The sequence below is a fragment of the Streptomyces sp. TAA040 genome, from assembly GCF_000424845.1.
The window spans coordinates 375176-395970 of record NZ_KE384254.1; the positions used below are offsets into that span (position 1 = coordinate 375176).

Below are 20795 nucleotides of genomic sequence, written 5' to 3' on the forward strand. Positions count from 1 at the left end.
ATGGCGATCATGTTCCCGCCCGCGCTGGCGGAATTCATCGAGATCTGGGTCGGAGCGAGCGTCGCCAGAGGGAACGAGGACGAGGGCTACGACAGCCGGTCCTCGTACGAGAACCTGGCCAGGGACGTCCGCAACCTCTCGGACGCGATGAACGCTGCCATCGCCAATGCCGGGAACTCCCTCCCGCCGGCCATCGGCAGGGAATTCGTCGCCGCCACGAAGGCGTTCGTGGACGACAACGGCGTCAACCACCTGGCACGTTTCGCCGACGAACTCGACACCATCTCCGAGCGCCAGGTCGACCGCTCCAAGAAGCTGCAGGAGGGAAAGTACGAGATCCTGCTCGAGTTCATCTTCATGAACATCGAGCTGGCGCTCATCGCGGCTCTCGCGATCTTCACCGGCGGCACCTCGGCGACCCAGGTCGCCCTGACGAGAGCGCGGACCGCGCTGACCATCCTGCTGATCCTCCACCGCATGGGCCGGGTCGGCGGGACACCGCTCTCCATGATCCTGGAAGCGATCCAGGAGGCCTTCATCATCTTCTCGGCACAGGTCCTCTCCATGGTCGTGCCGGACAACCCGGACCGCCGGCGGCACCACTTCGACGGCGACAGCATCGGCAGGGGCGCCTTCTTCGGCGCCCTGGCCGGGCTGTTCGGCGGAGCGTTCAACGACATCGTCTCCAAATACACCAAGAACTACTTCAAGAACAAGCCGGACTGGCAGAAGGAACTGTTCGAACTGCCCGTGGCGTTCGTCAACGAGGGGCAGGCCGAGACCTTCGCGGAGACCTTCGTCAAGGGAATCCTGGACGGCAAGTGGGAGATCAAGGCCGACACCTTCTGGCGGGCCGGTCTCAGCGGTCTGCTGTTCGAGGCGGCGTCCGACCTCGTGGGCGGCGGCGGCAAGTGGTTCCACTCCAACGTCTTCAACCGGCCCGACCTCGCCGCCCACAACACCCACCACTTCCAGGGAGGCGGCGACGGTTTCGGCTCCTCGGGCGGTCCCGGCACCTACCGTCCGCCGCTCACCTCCACCGACCCGACGCAGTATGGGAACGCGAACTACCTCCTCGACCCGTCCCACCGCGACAGCCCGTTCGCGGACACGTACCGGAGTCCGGGCGACCTCTTCGGGCCGTCGGCGCTCCCCCCCACCGCGATCGGCCCGAACCCCTACCCGGACCAGCCCCGCTACGGCTACGCGGACCTCGACGGAACAGCCGGCGTGTGGCCGAACCCGGGGTACGGCGGCGACACCTCCTCGCTGTACAGCGACGACAGCCACAGCTACGACAGCACGTTCAGCGGCGCCGGGAGCACCGCCTCCACCAGCACCGACTACTCGACCGACCCCGCGTCGGCGAACGGCCGGTACGGACCGCTCAACAGTCCCGACGCCCTCGGGTATGCCCCGCCCACCCCGCTGCCCGGCGGCGTCCCGGGGACCGGGGGACCGGCGGGCGGCCTGACACCCGGAGGCACCAAGCCCTACGCGTCCACCACCCCCGACCAGGCGGCCGACTACCTGCTCCCGCTCCCCGTCGACACCGCTTACGGTCCGCTGGGGAGCGAGGTACCCGGCACGGTTCCCCCCGGCCTGCCCGCTGCCACCGACATCCCTCCCGCACCGTCCGCCGGCGGACCGAACCTGCCGAGTCCGTCCACCACCACGGGAGGGCACCACGCGCAGGGATACGCACCCGACGAGGCGGCCGAGGCCTTCACCGACCTGCCGGAGGAACGCCCCGACAGCGAAGGGAGCGACCGGGACGACACGCCCCGGACGGTCTCCGACGGCGCGCCCCTCCCGACCGACGGGGTGCCCGGCGCCAGAGACGGAGTCCCCCCGGCCCAGGAGCAGCAGCGGACCGCGAACCCCGACCAGCAGGACCGCGCACAGCCGGGCCCGGCCCTGCCGGTGATGGGGCAGCAGCCCCCCGAGGTCGCCGCACCGCCGGCCGCCCAGCCCACGGGGAAGGGCGCCCCCGCTCCCGGCCAGCTCTCCGGCCCCGACCGTACGGTCCCCGTCCCCGTCCCCGACGGGCGGGACGGCACGGTGGACGGCCCGGACACCGCACGGCAGGACGCCGAAAGCACCGCACCAGCCCCGGACGGCACGCCCGACACCGCTCCGCCGAACACGCCCGACCTCCGGACGTCGCTGGACACGCTGCGGCAGGTCTTCGGCCCGGACGTGCAGAGCACGCCCGAGTTCCCCCACCTGCTCCAGGGCGCCGACGCCCTGACGACCGTGCACCAGACGCCGCCGGGACGGCCCGACAGCGCGGACGGCACACCGGACCTGCACCGCATGGCCGAGCAGACCCTCGGGCCCGACCACATCGCACCCCCCGGCCGCACGGTGACGCAGGACCTGGTGTCGCTCGCCGCCGATGCGGCGGCCGTCGGCAGGGCGGACTCCGTCGCGGCACTGGCCGCCTTCCACCTCCAGTCCCAGGGCCTGCTGTCCGGACCGGGAACGCTGGACGGGCGGGGCGGTCCGGTTCCCGGGCGCCACTGGGAGGGCACGCCGATGCCGCCGCTCGACACCGCTTCCGTCGCGGTCGTGCGGGACGGCGCCACGACCGCCGCACCGGCGCCCTGGACGGGCACCCCCTACGTCGTGACCGCCGAACTCGTCGAGGGAGGCGTACGGCTCGTCGACGGCACCGGCATGCCCCGGACGGTGACACCGGAGGTCTTCGCCGAACTCGTCAAGCACGATCCGGCCCGGCCGACGGACGCCCCCGTCGTGCTCGCGGCCTCGCGGGCGGGCCTCGGCGAGCCGACCGTCCCGCGCACGGTCGCCGAGGCGATCGGCACGACCGTCTGGGCCACTGACGGGCGTCTCGCACCCCACGGCCCGAGCACCGGGGATGCCCGCCCGCTCACGCTCCTCACCCCCGGGGAGCGCACCTCGCCGGTCGGACGGTGGATCCCGAACGACCCCGGCCTGGCCCCCTTGCCCGGCCCCGGAGCGATCCGGACGACCAGCGGCGAGACGATCCCGGACGCCGACCTGGCCTCCCACGTCCTGACGACCAGCGACAGCAAAGGGCTTACCGGCCGGGCCCTGCTGTCCGACGGGGACATGGCCCTGCGGGAACCGCACTACTCCCAGCTCTCCGACGTGCGTCACCGGGTCGTCTACGACCGGAAGACCGGTCAGGAGGGCCCGTTGGAGCCGCTGCCCGGCGAGATGGGCTACGTCGCCGCCGTGCACGTGGGCGCCGAAGGGGTCAGCATCCCCACGAAGGGCGGCCGGATCGCTCACGTGGACGGCAGGCAGGCGGGCGGGTACCTCAGGCGCCGCCCGAGCCTCTCCCGCCTGCGTCCGGGGGTGCCGATCACGCTGCTCGCCTGCACGGCGGGTGCGCAACCGACGGGCACCGACCCGCTCGTGACCGTGCCGGTCGGCCAGGACGTCGCCAGCGAGACCCGCCGGGTGACCAGGACCGACACCGGGGAGATCGCCGCGGCCGGGGCGGACGCGAGCCGGCCGGCACGGCTGGGCGTCGCGGACAGCCTCGACGACCGCCGCCATGTCTACCGCACCTTCCACCCCGAGCCGACGGAAGCGGAACTCGTCGGCGCCGCCGAGTACGCCGGGCTCGTCCCGACCGCCGACAACCGCGCGGAGCGAGCCCTGCGCTGGACACGCGCGCTGCGTGCCGAGTTCGGGCCGGACCTGGGCACCGACCCCGCGCGGAACGAGGAGTACCGGGGACTCCTCTCCGGGTTCGCCGCTCTGGAGAACCTGCGGCTTGCCAATCCGACGAGCCCGGAGACGGGCCCGCTCACCACCGCGGTTCTCGACGCCGTACTGACGGCCTACCGGGCCCAGTACCCCGGGGCCGGTTTGAGCGCACTGCTCGCCGACGCCCACCGCTCGTGGAAAGGGCGGGGCTCCCCCGACCCGTCCGCGTCCCCGGAGACGGGCCCGGGCCGAGAGGGTCTCGTCGGGCCCTCGACTGTGGGCGCCGAGGACATCCCGCCGGCGAGGACGGAACCGGATCCGGTGACCGTCACCTCGCCCGACCCGCGGCCGCCTGTCCCGACCTCGTTCGCCGACCCCCGCCAGTTCAACGCCGACAATGGCGCCGGTCCCGTTTCTCCCCATCCGGGGCTTTTGGATGTGGGGACGCGGTTGGGTGGTGCGGGTGCGGGGCGGAATTGGTCGGGGCGGCCGTTGCCGGGGCTGGATTCGTCGGTGGTGTCGGTGTTCGGGGATGGTGAGGCGGCTCTGGAGTCGCCGGTGGAGGCTGCTCCGTGGGCTGGTGGGCCGGTGTACCCGGTGGTGGCGGATTCGTGGGACGCCTCCCTCGGCGAGGCGCTGTTGGCCGACCCGGAGCGGCCTGCCGGGGTTCCGGTGCTGCTCCTGGTGCCGCGGGCCGCAGCGCACACCCTGCCGCAGGTGCGGGCGCTGGCTGACGGCCTGGGGGTGCCGGTGTGGTCGACGGACGGGCGGTTGCGGTTCGCCGAGGACTCCGGTCGCACGCTGCCGGTCCTGGTGTGGGACCCGGACGAGCAGGTGCCGACGGGCAAGTGGATCCAGAGCCCGCCAGGCCTGTCGGACGATCCCGGTCTGCTCCCGCCGCCCGGGGACATGACGGTGGACGCGGAGGCCGGAGGGACGGCCCGCGAACGCGACCTCGTCGCCTACGTGCTCACGCACCCGGACACGCACGAGTCGTCAGGGCGCGCACTCTACGAGAACAGCGAACTGGCGAGGGAGGAGGACACCTACGCGGGGATACCGGCCGTCCGCTACTACGCGCGGCTCGACCCGGACACGCAGGAGGAGGGGCCTCTCCGGCCTCTGCCGCCGGACCTGGTGAACTTCTACACGGTCTCCGGGCACGGCATCCCGGAACACGCGGGATTCCAGGTTCCGTACCTGGTTCCCGGGCAGGAGGAGGCTCCTGCCGGGCAGACGTTCGCCACCGGCCCGGCGATGGGGAGCTTCGTCCGGCGGCGCCCGAGCTTCCGGGGCAAGAGCGCGGTACTGGTCGATTCCTGCGGCAGCGGGATCATCCTGCCCGCCCGGGGGCACGATCGGCTGTCGCACGTCCCCGCGGCACAGCACGTGGCGAACATGACGGGCGTCGCCGGCTTCGGTTATGCCGCCGACGCCTCCTTCGGAGTGGCGGACGAGGACGGTCCGGCCCGGATCCTCGTCCACGGTCCCCTCAACGCACAGCACCAGGACCTGATCCGGTTCCTCCCGGAGATTCCCGAAGGGTTTCTGCCGCACCTGGCCACGGCTTCGGGGCTGCCTGCGGGTGTCACGGACCGGGGTGAGCGGGTACGGCGCTGGACGCGTGCCCTGCGCGGGGCGTTCGGGGAGCAGATCGAGAACCGGGCCGACGTGTACGGACAGATGCTGCGTGGTTTCGCGGTGCTCGAGAGACTCCGGTTCCGCAGCGGTGACACGGCCCCGCTGACCGGCGCACGGCTGGACGCACTGCTGGCCGGATTCCACCGCGGCCGCAACCTGCCGATGCCGGCGTACGCCGCCGCGCTCGGGGCGATGCTCGGCGCCACCGCGGCACTGCCGCCCACGACCACCACTCTGGACGCTTTCCTCCGTCCGCCGGGCCCCGCGCAGCAGCAGGGAGACACCGGCAACCCCAGCCCCTTCGCCGACCCCCGCCAGTTCAACGCCGATTCCGACCGTCGTCCCGCAGGGCCGCTGTCGCCCACCGGGCCCCCGCCCCCTGCGCCTCCGGCTCCGCAGCCGCCGACGCAGCCGCAGAGCATGTCGGACTGGGCGACGGACCTGGTGACCATGCTCACCGGAATCGGCGGAGACCGGGTCGGCCGGACGAGCCGGCCCGTCTCCCCGCAGCCGCCTTCGGGAACCGGAGACGGCCAGTCGCGTTTCGTGGTGCGGGAGACACGCCGCGAGGAGCGCGGCGGACGGGTCTACGAGTACCAGCTCGCCGAGTTGCGCCCCCGGGAAGGCTCGCCCGCTCCGAGCTCCTCCACGTCGAGCAGCGTCGAGCAGCCGGCGCTGACCCGGGAGGACGCCTGGGCTTCCTTCCTGCCGCAGTTCACCGGCCCGTACCCCCGCTCCCACGACGGCGACCCCACGGACGACGACGTCGCCGATGACGACTCGACCGACGGGGAGTCGGACGAGGAGTCCTCCGACGACGAGGCACCGGCCACCCAACCGCCGTCCTCCGGCCCGCCGGTCACCGATCCGACCCCGGACCCTGGGGCGCCGCCGACGGGCACCGGCCCCCTCGTGCTGTTCGACACCCCCGATCCCGCCGCCGCCACCGCCGAGGCACCCTGGTACCTGGACGAGGACGCGCTCGGTCACGCCTTCGTGAGCGGCACGGACATGCCCGCGGTGCCCGCCGCCGCTGCGGCCGGACCTGCGACGCCGGCAACCGCGGCGCCCGCCCCGGCGGATCAGGCCCGCACCTGGGCGGACGGTATCGTGAACGCGCTCCGTGACGGTGCCGCAGGTCCGGGAAGCGCAAACCGCGGTCCGGACGCCGGGTTGTACGGGCGTATCCGCACCGCACTCGAAGCGCTCTTCCTCACCACCGGCAAGCAGGCGTGGACGGACCTGCTCACCAAGGGCAGGACCTTCGATGTCGACGGCCGCCTCGTCTGGCTGCGGCCCGTGCTCCGCGACGCGCGTCCCCAGCCGCAGGTCGAGACGGCGGGCGACGGCTCGCGCGAGTATTCGGTGACCTTCGCCGCCTCGGCGACGGGCGGCGAGACCTCCCGGGACGTCTCGCACGGCTTCGAGTCGGCGCTCATGATGGCCCTGGACCTGTCCTCCAAAGCCGGTTCATGGTTCCTGCTCGGCCTGCCGCAGATCGGCGCGGCGGTCAGCCGCAAGCAGACCGGGAAGTGGAACCGGAACGTCATCGCCGGTCGCAAGCTGTTCATCGGTGGGACCAACACCTTCGACGCCCAGCTCAAGGTCCGTGTCTTCGTCGACGGAGTGGAGCGTCCCCACGAGGTCGTCACCCCGCGCAACCTTGCTGTGCAACTGCCCGCCGAATACACCGCGCCCGGCGGCCTGCGACCGGACCGGAACGCCCCGCAAGCCGGCCCCCTCCCCGCGGACGAAGCGCACCGGCAGCCGTCACGGGCGGCGTCCACACTGAACGCCGTCGACCTCATCCCCGTGGTCAGCGCCCTCCAGCAAGCCCTGCTGGCGGGCGGCATTCCGGCCGATACGGTCGTGCGTGTCATGGCGGACGTTCAGACCACATTGAACGAGAAGTCGGCGCTCAGTCGAAGCCGTTGGCTGCTGACCAGCGGCGACATCACCAATCCGGTGCACATCAGCTCGATCGTCAGCAAGGCGTTCCGCGGTCACTTCACGATCCGCGCCGAGGTCGACACGGCGCAGTACCTCGGCTCGACGCCGAGTATCGGGGTCCGCGACGACATGGGCGCCGGGCTGTCCTCCGAGGATCAGCGCGACGGAAGCAGCAAGGCCCACCTGGGCTGGAGCTTCAACTTCGTCAACGACATCGACGGCCTGGGCGAGGGCGCCGACCATCGCCCGACGCCCACGGACCCCTCGGGGAAGGGCATGTACCCGCTGTTCGGGGCGAAGGGCGAGTCCTCCCGCTCCGACGGATACGGCGTCAACTCCGAGGGACTGCTGCACACCGTCCTCAACACCAGGGCCGACCAGGCCCGCTACTTCGCCCGCATGCGGGTGACCGTCACTCCCCACACGCCCGGCCGCGACATCCCCGTGGTGGAAGAGGTCGTGAGCACCGAGTACGCGATGCCGCTGCGGGACGCGGCGGACTTCGAGGCCCGGACCTTCGGCGCGGTGCAGACCCCCGCCCTCGTCCTCGGCCCGCAACCGCCTGGGCCCGTCGCGGCCCAGCCGTGGGTACGGGCCCTGCTCAGGGAGTCCGGGGCCCGCCCGTCCGGACCGTCCGTGCGTCCGGCCCGGCTGGATCACGACCTGCCGTCCCCCCACCCGAGGGAAACGCTCGCCCTGGCGACCCGCCGCGGCCAGGGCTTCGGCATGCTCGTCTCGCTTCCCGGTTCCGAACTCGTCCACGACCAGTTGCGGGCCGCCGTCGTCGACGACCTGGGCGACCGGGCCGTCGGGGCCGACTGGTCGACCGCGGACCGGGTCCTGGCCCTGTTCTTCGGCCGGCCCGCGCTGGAGGCGGACCTCCCCCAGCTCATCGCCGGCATCGCACGCACCGTCCGGGTGGGCGGGAACGTCTACCAGCTCGCCGTCCGCGGCCACCTCCGCGAGCGCTTCGACGGATCGAGCTACCCGCTCACCGTCAACGCCCGTGCCCTGGCGGCGGCCCGTGCCTCCGGGCACCGCAAGACGGCCTGGTCCGGCTCGATGGGAGCGGGCGGCGCCGTGCGCTTCACCATGCGCGACTGGGCGCGCTTCCAACTGGGCGGTTTCCAGATCACCGGCAGCGGCGGCCGGGACCTGGACCACGAACTCGCCGACACCGTCAAGCACTACCGGCGCACCGAGACCACCGGCGACGTCGACCGGCACGACTACGAGATCGTCTACGAGCTGACGATGCGCCGCGACCCGGTGGTCGGCGGGCCGGTCACCCCCTGGTGGATCGACATGCCGCAGAGCATCGTCGCCTCGGTGGCGGTTCCCCACGAACACGTGCCCACCACTCCCCTCACACGCAGGGAGGTCCGGCGGGCGAGGGGAGTGCGCGTCCGGCGGGCGTTCGACGCCCGGACCGCCACCCCGCTGCGGTTCGACACCGGCGGCACGTCCGGCCTCTACCCGGCTTTCCTGCACCTGCCCGAGCTGCCGCTTCTGGCCGCCCAACTGCACGAGCGGGTCAACGAAGCCTCCGAACGGGAGAACGAGCGCCGCACCCGGAACTGGCTCGACCAGCCGGAGCGGCTGCGCAACGCCGCCGTCCCCTCCGAGCTGGCGAACCACTTCGCCAAGCTCGTCGGCCCGGCGGGGTATGAGATCGAACTGCCCAAGCGAGACGGTTGGAAGCAGGCCGTCCGTTTCCGCGTGCTGGCCGTCGCCCCGGAGGATCTCGGACCCACCCCCGGCCCGGTGGAGATCGAGCACTACCTCCAGGCCGCCGGGCACCACCAGTCCGGCTCGGAGATCGGCGGCGGCATCGACATGACCGCCAATCTCGGTCCGCAGTTCCGCTGGGGCTCCGAGGCCGACGCCTCCGGAGACTTCGGCGACACCGAGGGGGGCGACCCGGAGGACTCCGGCAACGAGGGCCCCGGAGGCCGGATCGCCGCCGTCCTCAACCTCGGCCACGAGTACAGCCGCGGCTGGGAGAAGAAGGAGAAGCTCGGCGACGTCAGCATCACCCGCGCCACCTACGGCGGCACCACGCGCACCGTTCGCACCACTCCGGTGTTCGAGGTCACCGCCCTGCGCTGGCGCGGCAAGAAGATGGAGGCGCAGCAGCGTTACCTCACGGCCGACAACGCACTCGACCTGCTCGTCCCCGAGCGACGGCTGGAGGACATCCTCCCCCCGTCCTTCGGCGTCACCGCGCCGATACCGTCGGCCCCGCGCTCGGTGCCCCACCCTGCCATGCTGCCCGGGATCGCGCACCCCGAACTGCTCCGCGCCGACCAGGTGCTTCCCGCCCTCCTCACCCGGCTGCGCAGACGCGGCGTGCTGAAGGCGGAGACCGGCGACGTAGGCGCCCGGCCGAACCTGCTCACCCGCGCGCTCACCGCGTCGTACTCCTCCGACGCCCTGGAGACCCAGTTCTACGACCTCACGACCTCGGGCGTCGGACGCTGGTTCCCTGTCCCCGGACTCCTCGGCGCCACCGACTACCTCTGGGTCAACGTCACGGCGACCATGGACCGTTCGAACGCCGACCGGCCGAGGCCGGACGCCTCGCTCACCCTCCGCGGGGAGGCGGTCACCGAGAACGAGACCGCGGTGCGGACCGCCGGAACGACGCACGGCGGTTTCGAGTTCCTCTTCCGCGGCAGCTCGAACCCCGAGCACGGCGGGGCCTACGTGATGGGCGGCTACGAGTCGAAGACCGGCCACGGAGATGCCGACACGCGTGAGATCAAGGACATCTTCCGGGTCGCGAACAAGGACAGCACCCATGAGCTGACCCACCCGCTGGCCTTCCGGCTGGAGCTGGGACTGACCACCGAGCCCCCGGCGATGGTCGAGGTGCCGGCGCGCGCTGCCAGGAACCTCCTGCGCCAGGCCGACAACCTGCTCCGCACCGACGCAGGGGCCTGGTCCTGGTACACCCACCGCCCCTGGACCTGGTCCGAGGACAGCGCCGCCGACGTCGTCGACGAGTCCGACAGCGACACCGAGGGGGCGCCTTCGGCCGACCCCGGCAGCGGGTGGGTCCGCCTGCTCGTCCCCGCCCACCTCACCGTCCCGGGCGACGCGGTCTGGGACGACGTCGATCTCACGCCTTCGGCCGGCACCGCACCGCGTTGGGAGCACAGCGGTACCGCGGCGGCCCGGACCGCGCCTCCGGCGCTGCCCGCCGCCCTGACCGACGGGCTGCACCCCTGGGCGATGCCCGCCGCCACGGCCGTGGAGCGCTGGGCCGGCCTGGCCATCAAGACCTACCCGCGGGGGCGGGCCCCCGACCTCACCGACGCGAGGACCAGGCAGGCGCCCGGACTCGACCCCGCCGCCGTCGCGGGCCAGCTCTACCGCCAGTTCAGCAAGGAGGCGATGCTGCGGGCCAACATCGGCAAGCTGCTCCGCGGGGAGTACCCGCTGCCGGTGGGGGACCACACCGTGATGGTCGGCCTCGAACCGACCCGGGCGCACGCGTTGGGTCCCGACCGGGGGTCCCGGTTCAAGGCCCGCCGCTACCGGCAGGACGACCACGCACCTCGGACCGACTTCGAGAAGTCCTCCGGCTGGCACCTGAAGGTGGCCCCGCAGGGCGGCACGGACATCCCCGGTGGACGCGTCGCCGAGCGCGCGCCGTTCGAACTCGTCGCAGTGGAGGAGGGTGAGAAGCACAGCCACAAGCTCGCCGAGACGGACGAGAGCAACAAGGAGGGCGCCCGCCAGTACCGTCACTACCGGTTCGACGCCACCCTCGTCCTGCGCGGTCCGGGCGGCACGGTACGGGTCGGCGTGGAGCGCGCCTTCTACGGCATGCTGCCGCTCGCGCCCGACGGCAGCCTCGCCGGCGGTCTGGACGACAGCCTCCGGAACCTGTTCGACCCGCCTCCTGCGCCGCGCAGGGTCCCCTCGGCGGCTCCGGTGCTGCCCGAACTGCCCCACGCCCCCGGTGGCCCTTCCACCGGGGGCGATCGCGGCCTGCCGCCGGACCTTGAGGGCGATATCTGGGCCGCCGTGCGCGAGCGCGCCCATGGAACTCCCGCACCGCGCGTCGTCGAACTGCCCGACGACGCCACCGTCGCCGACTACGCCGAGGCGATGCGGATGCTCGACGGCCCGTCCACCGGACCCGCCCACCCGCTGGAGACGCTGCGCCCCGCTCCCGCCACCACCACGGCCGGCCCTCTCCTGCCCCCGGTCCCCGAGCACCCCGCCGCGGAGACCACCGGCCCTCCCGCCGCCGACCGGCCGTCCCCGGCCGACCGGCCGTCCCCGGCCGACCGGCCGTCCCCGGAGCCCCAGGACTCCGCGGACGTGGTCACCACCGTCCTGGCCCTTCCCCCGCCCGCCGTGCCGCCCGTCCCGGGGCGGCAGGACCCGGCCTCGGCGCTGCCCCCGGGCAGCTGGCGGCTGCCCCCCTACCTGGCGACCATGAGGGCTCCGGGAACGTCCACCCTCCACCACCTCACCGGAACCGACTGGGTGGACGGGGAGATCCGCCGCCTCACCCGGGACGGCTCCACCGACGAGATCCTCACCGCACTGCGCGGCCACCCGGAGACCTTCCTCGGCCATGGCCACACCTTCCAGGTCCGCGGCGGCGACGGCTGGTACGACGTCACCCTGGAGATCGCGCGCGACCCCGCGGAGCGGCAGCCGCTGATCACCGTCGCGGACACCTTCGCGCACCCCGGGGACCAGACCCTCGTCACCCGCTCCACCGGCACCACGGGCGCGGGCACCTTCAGCTTCAGCAGGGGTCTCGCGTTCAAGGGCGCCTTCAGCTTCCTGCTCCCCACCCCGCAGCCGGGGGTCCTGGCGGGCGCCGCGCTCTCCCTCGACCTCGCGCTGCGCCGGCGTACCGTCTCCGTCACCCGTCAGGAGGGCGTCACCGAGAGCCGCTCCCTCACCAGCGAGCCCGGCACGGTGGACGTCCCCCGCCGCCTGACCTGGCTGCTCCGCGTGCAGAAGGCGGGAGTGGACGCCGCGCACACGTACCGCGGTCAGGGCACGGCCGTCGCCCGGGTCCCGGTCGAGGAACTCGTGGCCGACGGACTGTTCGGTGCCCAGGCCCCGCTCACCGCGGTGGACGCGGCGACCGCCCGCCGCGTCCGGCTCGCCCAGTCGCTGGTGGCCTTCTCCGCGCGGCCGGGCCCCACGCACCCGGGCGGCGGCGGCATCTTCGACGCCATCGCGGGCCAGGTGCACCCCGGGGTCATCGGTGCCGGAACACCCGGTCGGACCGTCGCCTTCCGTGCCGCCTCCGCGGACAGCCTCCTGCGCGATCTGCCGCGGCTGCTCGCCGGCTGGGTCCCGTCCGCCGAACTGTCCAGTCCGCAGGGCCGTTCCGCCGGCGGCTACCGGGCGCGGGCCCGGATCACGGCTCTGACGCCCGAGTCCCGCTCGGTGCCCGCCGCGGAGGCCCACCGGGATCCGATGACGAACCCGCCGGAGCAGACCACACCCGCCTTGAGCACCTCGGGCAAGGCCACCGTCACCCACTCCGCCGAGGTCGCGTCCGGGTCCACCTGGGACACGGCGTTCGGCCCCGGACTGGGCCTCGGACTGATGCCGGGCGGCCCCCAGGTGCGCTTCTTCGTGCAGCCCGCCCTCCAGCAGGCGCGGAGTCGGGCGGTCGGGGCGTCCGTCCAGTCGGCCACCAAGCAGGGCGCGGAGATCAGCGGCGAGAAGATCCGCTACCGGGCCCGGGTGCGTGTGGAGATCGAGGGCACCGGCCCGCTCAGGCGGCGCCGCCCGGGGGGGGACGCCCCCTCCACGACCGATGTGTGGGTCTGGTTCCACCTCCGGGCCGACGAGGCGGCGCACCTCGGGCTGCCGCTGCCCGAGGGCGTCACCCCCGGGCCGTTCCTCACCCGTCCCGGCGTCGAACGGCTCCTTCCCGGGAACGGACTGGGTGCCGGAACCACACTGACCGGGTTGGACACGGCCCCTCTGGTGTCCGCGATCGAGCAGCGCTTCCACGACACACCCGAACTGCAGGGTTTCCTCCCGAAGTACGGGCGGGCCAACGAGGGCGTGGGCCTGTTCACCTCCGCGGCCGACGAGGCGCTCAAGCGCACCAACCAGCGGGAGCTGAGTGCGGGACTCTCGGCCGGGAAGCTCCAGACCCGCAAGAAGGCCCTGCTGACGTCGGGGGTCACCGTCCGGCTGCGCCGCAAGCACTTCACCGAGACCGAGTACGTACTCCTCCGGGTCAAGGGCAGGTTCACCACTCCGCTCGACTTCCAGGGCGACATCGACCACTGGGCCGTCGTGCACGGCAGCGGCGTGGACGCCGGCAGCCAGCTGTCCGCGACGGCCCAGACGGGGGCGGCGATCCGGGGCAGGGTCGCGGCCAAGCCCGTACCCGGGCACTTCCTCCTCGTCGGGACGGCTGCCGGCAGCCTCGCGTACGGCCGCAGCGTGCAGGGAGGCCCCACCGCCTCCTACGCCGAGGAGAACGAGGGACACGAGGGGACCAGCGCCTTCGGAACGGTGCTCGCCCTGGAGGTCGAGATCACCTCGGTCCGGCGCCCAAGGGGCTGGGTCCGGACGACCACCCCGGGGCTGCCCGGCCGGGACACCCCCGCGGTGACCACGCTCGTCAGGCCGACAGGGGAGGGGGCGCTCGCGATCCCTGCCCAGCCGGTGCGCCTGACCGGCCCCACCGCGCTGACCCTGGGCCCCGAGGCCCACCGGGAGATGCGTCCCCCGGCGCTGCCCGCACCGCTGCCCCTTCCGGAGGTCACCGGGATCAGCGCCATGTTCTCCGCCGCCTGGGCGCAACCGGCGGCGGGGGAGCACCGCGTCACCAGGTGGACCCTCATGGACGACACCGGGGCCGGGAACGTCGTCCGGGACCTTGCCCTCGACCTCCTCACGCGGGCCGCAGGCGGGCAGGACGCCGCGCTCGGGGCGCCGGGCCTGGAATCCGCGATGCGGATCGAGGACGCCTTCGGTCCGGAGGCCGTTTCCGCCGGTTTCGAGTCCGGCACCCGTGGCGTGTGGCTGGTGGACGACCTCCGGTTCGACCGCCGGTGGTCCGGCCTCGTCGGTGCCGCCGGGGTCCGCTTCCAGGTCGTCGCGCCCCGGGTGGTGCACGTGACCCAGGGCCCGCCGATCAGGCGCAGCACCGCAGGCGGCCACCAGGCGTCCGGAAGCCGCAGCCGGAGCCTGGGAGTCGCTCTCGGACTGACCCTCGCGGGAGCGGGCGTGCCCGGCGGCGGCCCGATCTGGCAGTTCGGCGCTCTCGGCAGCGGCTACGCCTGGTCCTGGTCCCGGCAGACGGCTATCGCCACCGGGGGCAGCATCCAGCGCACGGCCGTCAACGGGGCCGACAACCGCCTGGTTCTCGTCCAGGCCGACCTCCGGGTCCTGATGGCCGCCGAGGTGTCGGTGCGCGGCCGCGCACCGAGCGTCGCCGGCGGTGGCCGGACGGCGCGCCACGCGGTCTCCGTCTGGCTCACCCCCGAGGAGGTCCGCCGGGCCGGCCTGGGGGCGCAGTTCGATGCGGTGGTCGCCGCGTCCTCCCGGGCGGCGGGCGACAGGCCGACCGCGGAGGCCCGTCCCCCCGGCGGTCCCGTCCCCCGGCCCCTGCTCGCGGCACCCGTCGGCGGTCCTGCCGCCGACCGCCTGCCCCCGTCGGCGCCGCCCGTGGAGCAGCTCCGGCTCGCCGGTACCGGACCGATCGGACTGGGCGTCGTAGAGGAGGCCCCCGACTTCAGTCGCCTGCTGGCCGGCCTGCGGGACCGGCTCACCGTTCTCGGCGGTGCCGACTCCGCGCGCGAACTGCTGCCGCCGCACCTGGTGTCGGACCGGCAGCGCAACACCCTGCGGCTGATGACCGTACTGAACGGCGCCGGTGGCGGACTGCTGAACGGAGCGATGGACGGCGGAGTGCCGGTCACCCTGTACCGCCGTGGCGGAAAGCCCGCGTATGTGCTCCGGTTCAGCGTCACCCGCGGCGACGGCGTCTTCCACGGCCGTCCCGACGAACCGCGCGGCATGCTCTACACCACCACGGCGACCTACGGCGAGACCCGGGTCAAGGGGTACGGGACGGCCAAGCCGTTCAGTGTCACGGCCCTCCCCTACGCCGCCCTCACCGACGAGGCGGAGGCGGACGTCGGCATGACGGCCATTCCCTCCATCGGGGTGGAGTCCGGCGCGTCGGCGTCGGCGAACCGGGGCGGCAGCACCGGCTACACCAGTGGCGTCCAGATCACCGCACCCGCCGACGCCCAGGCCGTGCGGCTCCGCGCCCCCGTGACGGCACGGGTGGACGTGTTCCCGCCCGGTAGTCCGGAGGGCACCGCTCCCCTCGGCACCGTCGTCCTGACGGCACCTGCACAGGGCCCGGACGACCGGCACTTCCAGTACCGGCTGCTCGAATCCGACCTCCGCGCACTCGCGAACCTCCAGCCCGCCCGCGCACTCGCCCCTCCGGGGTGGCGGACGGCAGCCACATCCCAGGCACTGGACCAGTGGCGCGCCACGGGCACCGCGCTGCCGCCGGAAGCCCAGGTCAACACCTTTCTCGGAACCCAAGAGGCCCGCTCGGGGCTCGTCCGGCTCATGCGCGGGCTGGAGACCGACGCGGAGTTCCGCGCCTACGGCACACCGTCCTCCTTCCAGATCGGGGAGGCGCTCTCCACGGAGTGGCTGACCTCGGCTCTGCCGATACTCGCGGCAGCGGGCAGCAGACTCCCCGACTCGTCCGTCGCGGATTGGTGGGGAGGCGAGGACCTCGGCATCCGCGCCCACGCACGCTTCACCGGCGGGCGGGTCCTCGGCCCCGGCGACCGGATGCTCTTCCAGCCGGACGCCGCCGACACTCCGGGTGCCCCGAGGCTGGTGGCGGACGGCACCACGGACTCCGTGGGCCACAGCGACGCCGGCGGCCCGCCGCAGGGCGGCGGCGGCTGGATCCGCTACCGGGAGCACGACCTGCACGACCACGGCGGGAGCGGGGGGCTCGTCAAGGGCCTGAGCGTCGGCCACGACGTCTCGGACACCTCCGGCTACGCGCCGGCGGTCATCATCAACGGCCCGTCCGTCCTGGTGCAGTTCAACGTGGACCTACGGCTGGAGGCGGACCTCCACCAGCGCGTCGGAAGCGCCTTCGGCGTCCGGGACCGCAGCGGGACCGTCGAGGTCCCCTTCCTGGAGCCGGTAGTGGTCCGAATGGAGCTGCGGTCGGCCCAGCGGCTGCTCGCCGCCGGTTCGCTCACGGACCCGCGGAACCGACTCCCGGCCCCGCCCCCCGAGCCCGGGCCGCAGCCGCGTACGGACGGCAGGCCCGACTGGCACGCCGACATCCTGGTCCACGACATCAGGGGCGAGAACGGCGCCATCGTCGGACAGGCCTCCTTCTCCCGGGAGGAGTGGACGCGGCGGGAGGGGGCGCACCGTCGCCTCGACCAGCGGACCGAGTACGTCGAGTGGCACCGGCCCGGCAACGGGAGCCCCACCAGCAGGATCCGGCCGATGCCGCTCCCGGGCCGCTCCCGCTTCTACTTCTCCGCGGAGGGCTCGACCGACGCCTTCCGCGTGGCCCTGGCGGACGGCACCGCCAGGGAGACCGGCGGAGCGGAGGCCACCGCGCTGGCGAGCTCCTGGGCACACCTGCGCACACTGCCGCCGGGCACCGTCGTCGTGCTGCTCATCTGCGGGACCGGGCCGATGGCGCACTCCCTGGGCCGGCGCCTGTCCGACGCCACCGGTCTCACCTTCGTCCAGCCGCGTTGGCAGGTGGCACCCGTCGCGCAGGACGTCGACGGGCACGGGTACCTCCACATGATGGAGGGGCCCGACGGCAGCCCCGGCGGCTGGATCATCCACCACCCGGGCGGCAGGACCGAGGATCACGACCCCGGAGACGTGCCGGCTGCGCCGCCGGCTGCGCCGCCGGCTCCGCAGCCGGCTCCGCCGCCCGCTCCGCAGCCCGCTCCGCGGGACCGGGACGGCCGTACAGTGCCCGATGCGTCGGGGACGTCGCAGGGGTCCGTCACCGATCCGGCCGGGACGGACACGGCACCGGCCCGACCGGCGGCGCCGCCGCAACCGGCGGGCGCTCCTCCCTCGCGCCCGGATTCGGTGATCGCGGAACCCGCGAGCCCGCCCGCCGAGGTGGTTCCGGACGGCTACCCCGTGGATGAGAGCTCTGCGGACGGCCGCTCCGTGGACGGCCCGGAGCCGGAGCCCGGCCTCCCGACGCCACCGGTCGGCACGCCGCCGGGCCCCGCCCCGGCCGGGCCACCGACCGCCCCCACCGCCCGCGGGAGCGGAGTGGCTCCGCCCGATCCGGCCGACGTGGCCCTGCCTCCTTCCCGGCGCGCGTCGGACCTCGGCGCGAGTGCCGACTCCGACGTCTCGGGGCAGCCCCGTCCGTCGCAGGACGTCGCGTCGTCGGCGGCCGACAGCGAGGTCCTCGGAGGAGCCGTCACGCCTCCGGGAAGCCCGGCGATCCCGGTCGGCGAGCCGGTGCCAGCCGGGCGGTCCGCCCAGGACACCCCGACGGAGCCGTCGGCGGAGTCCGCCGAGGTCTCGGCGCAGGTGGACGACGGCACAGTGGCACCGGCAACCCCCTCCCCGCCGACCGGAGGCCGGTCCGCCTCCCCGGAGCGCCCCGCTCCCGAGCACACCCCCCCGGAGCACCCGGAGGGCGAGGTCGCTCCCGCCGCGCCGGTGAACGCGGACCTCCCGACCGAGCCCGCGCCGGACCCCGCAGCAACAGTGGTCCCCGCGCCGTCGGACCTGCCGGACCCGGTGGACGGGATCGCTCCGGCATCCCCGGCCGTTCCGGTGGGCCCTGCTACCGATGCCGTCGACGGTTCCGCCGGCCCGCTCCGTACGCCGGCGGGCACCGAACCGCTGGAGCGCGGCGGCCCCGGTGACGTGGGAGCCTCTACGCCGCCGGGGAGTCCGGCGATCTCGGTGGGCGATGTGTCGGTTCCCTCGAACCGCCTTCTGGAGAGTCCCGATGTGCCGGATGTCTCGGTTCCGCCGGTCCCCGCGGAGCCGGCGTCCCCTGCGGAGCGCGACGGCGCGTCCGACCCCGGCCCGCAGTCGGCCCGCGGCACCTCCGCCCTGGACGCGCCCGCTGTGCAGACAGTCGACCCGTCGGCCGGACCCGAGCGGGCGCCGCTGCCGTGGACCGCTCCGGCGACGCCGCCCGAACCGGCCGCACGTCCCGCTCCCCGCGACCCCGCGGGGGAGCAGGGCACGACGGGCCAGGCTCTCACCGCACCCCCGCCGTCCCCGGCCGCTACCGAGACAACGACGTACCCGGCCGGGCCGACGGTCGACCCGACTCCGGCCGGGCCTCCGCGGGGCACCGCTCCGACCGCGCCCCTCGCCGAGGTGGACGCGGAGACGGCCCCGGAGGTCCAGGGGGCCCGCCCTCGGGTGCCGTCACCGGCGGGCAGCCGCAGCGAGTCGCCGTCAACCGCCCCGACTGCCTCTGCCCCGACCGTGGCCACCGTGGAGGCCGAGGCGGAAGCCGGGTCCGATCCCGGCACGCCGGACGGGACGTCCGTCCCGCCGTCGCCTCCGGGCACGCCTGTTTCCGACCGGTCACCGACTCCGGAGCCCGTCCCGACGACCCTGCCCGAGGATGCCACCGTTCCGGACACGGGCACGGGCACGGGCACGGGCACGGGCACGGGCACGGGCACGGACACGGGCACCGCGCAGGTGAGCCCGGAGGCCGAAGGCGAGAGCGAGGCGTCCGAGAGCGAGGACCGCAGCGCCGACGCGGTTCTGACCGCAGCCCTGTGGAACTCCGGCCGACCGCCCTCCGGTCCAGGGGCGCCCGTCACGCCGCCCCCATGGACGGTGGCCGGGGCCGGGGGAGACCTCGGCACCTGGGCCGGTACGCAGGTGACCGACGAAGCCGCGGACGCGCTGTCCCGTTCCGACCTGGTGCGCGTGCCGCCCACTCTCGCGAGGGCCGACCTGGCGGAGGTCGGGTTCGTGCTGTCGGCCGGCAACGAACTGGAGGCGGCCCTCTCGGGCGGCAACATCGCCTCCGACGGACTGCTGTTGACCTCCCTTCAACGGCTGCGCCTGGTGCTCCGGGCGGAGGAGTCGGCGCGGCTGGCCCGCTTGCGGGCCGTTCTGACAGCGTGGCACCTCGGCCGGGCGCTCGTCGTCACCGAAGCCGACGGGACGGTCGTCCGCTACGGCGGCGACGGCCTGCCCGAGGTGCATCTCGGGTTCGACGGGCGGGACCACCACCCCATGAGCTGAATCGCCCGGTCGGCCCGCCACCGCCGTTCCGGCCCGCCCCGCACCACGCAACCGAGCAGGCCCACGCACCGAACAGGAGAAGGAAGATGACGCGCAGTCCCGAGGCCGAGCCTGCCGGAACCCAGGCGGAAGGGCGCCTCCCGACGGCGAGCGCCCCGACGCAGCCGCTCCCCGAGCCGCCACCGGACATCGTCGCCGCTGCCAGGCTCGCCCCCGACCACTGGCTCTCGGTCGGGGACCCCCACTGGCGCGGGGAGGGGCCCCCTCCGTCCTGGGCGGTGATGGGCCGGTGGCGCAGCGACGAGCAGGGTGTCGTGGTCGAGTGGGAGGACAACGAGGACTACCGCCCGTCGCCCACCGCACTCGGCTGGCAGCCGCCGGTCTGCCCGGCGGACGAGGCCCTCCAGCAGGCGGCCACGGGATACGGCACGGAGGAGCAGGTCTGGTCCGCACTGGCCGGTACCGAGGTGGCGGTCTGCACCGACGAGGACGGCGGCCCCGCCGCCACCGCGACTTCGGACGGCGTGGCGGCGGTGCCGTTCTTCTCGTCGGCGCCGCTTGCGGACCCCGGACCGCTGCCCGAGCACCGGCTCGTGTCCGTGGAATCCCTCATCAAGGCAGCGCCTTCGGGGCACCAGTTGCTGTTCCTCAGCCGCTCGGCACCGGTGGCGCTCGCCGTGCGGCCGGAGGACCTTCTGAGCGCGAACGCCACGGCCCCCGGTGTCGCCGCGCCGACGGCCGCGGGCACCGGACGCGTCCCCGCCCCTGCGGAGACGGTCCCCGCGGACGAGGCCCCCACCGACGAGGCTTCCGCGGACGAGACCTCTGCCACAGGCGTGCGCGGGGAGCGCGCGGTGGGCGGCGGGAACGCCGGCGCCTGACGGCCGGGCCCGTCGGCGACCCACCACCGTCCCGGCCCGACGGTCTACGTACTTCCGGGCCCCCTTGCCCAACGGCCGGGCCGGGTCGCTAGGATGCCTTCCAGTGGGGCGTTGACGCGGAGCCCGGCCGTTCGTGGCCGCGGCATCCGGCTCCGCTCAACAGGTCGCTCCCGGACGGCACTCCGGGGAGAACGGCCTGCGAGTCGGCGTCGACGTCTGGGTTGGAAACGCAGCGGATCCGCGCTGCGGCAGGATCGGTTTCGGTACACCCGGGCGTCATGGACCGGTGGGCGGTCGACGGCGGCGGGCCCGACCGGTGCCCGCCTGCTCGCCCGCGGTGATCGGGCCTCCGTG

2 protein-coding genes are annotated in these 20795 nt (G+C 74.2%); both read left to right on the plus strand.

Annotated elements, in window-relative coordinates; all coding sequences use genetic code 11:
* The first annotated feature begins 9 nt into the window (after positions 1-9).
* Entirely contained in the window at positions 10-19560 is a 19551-nt protein-coding gene (locus tag H300_RS0123515; RefSeq protein WP_158678437.1) for a lonely Cys domain-containing protein, read from the plus strand.
* Positions 19561-19646: 86 nt separating this feature from the next.
* Positions 19647-20441: a type VII secretion system-associated protein gene (locus H300_RS28905; protein WP_106966907.1), complete on the plus strand. Its 795-nt coding sequence runs from the start codon at positions 19647-19649 to the stop codon at positions 20439-20441.
* The last annotated feature ends 354 nt before the right edge of the window (positions 20442-20795 follow it).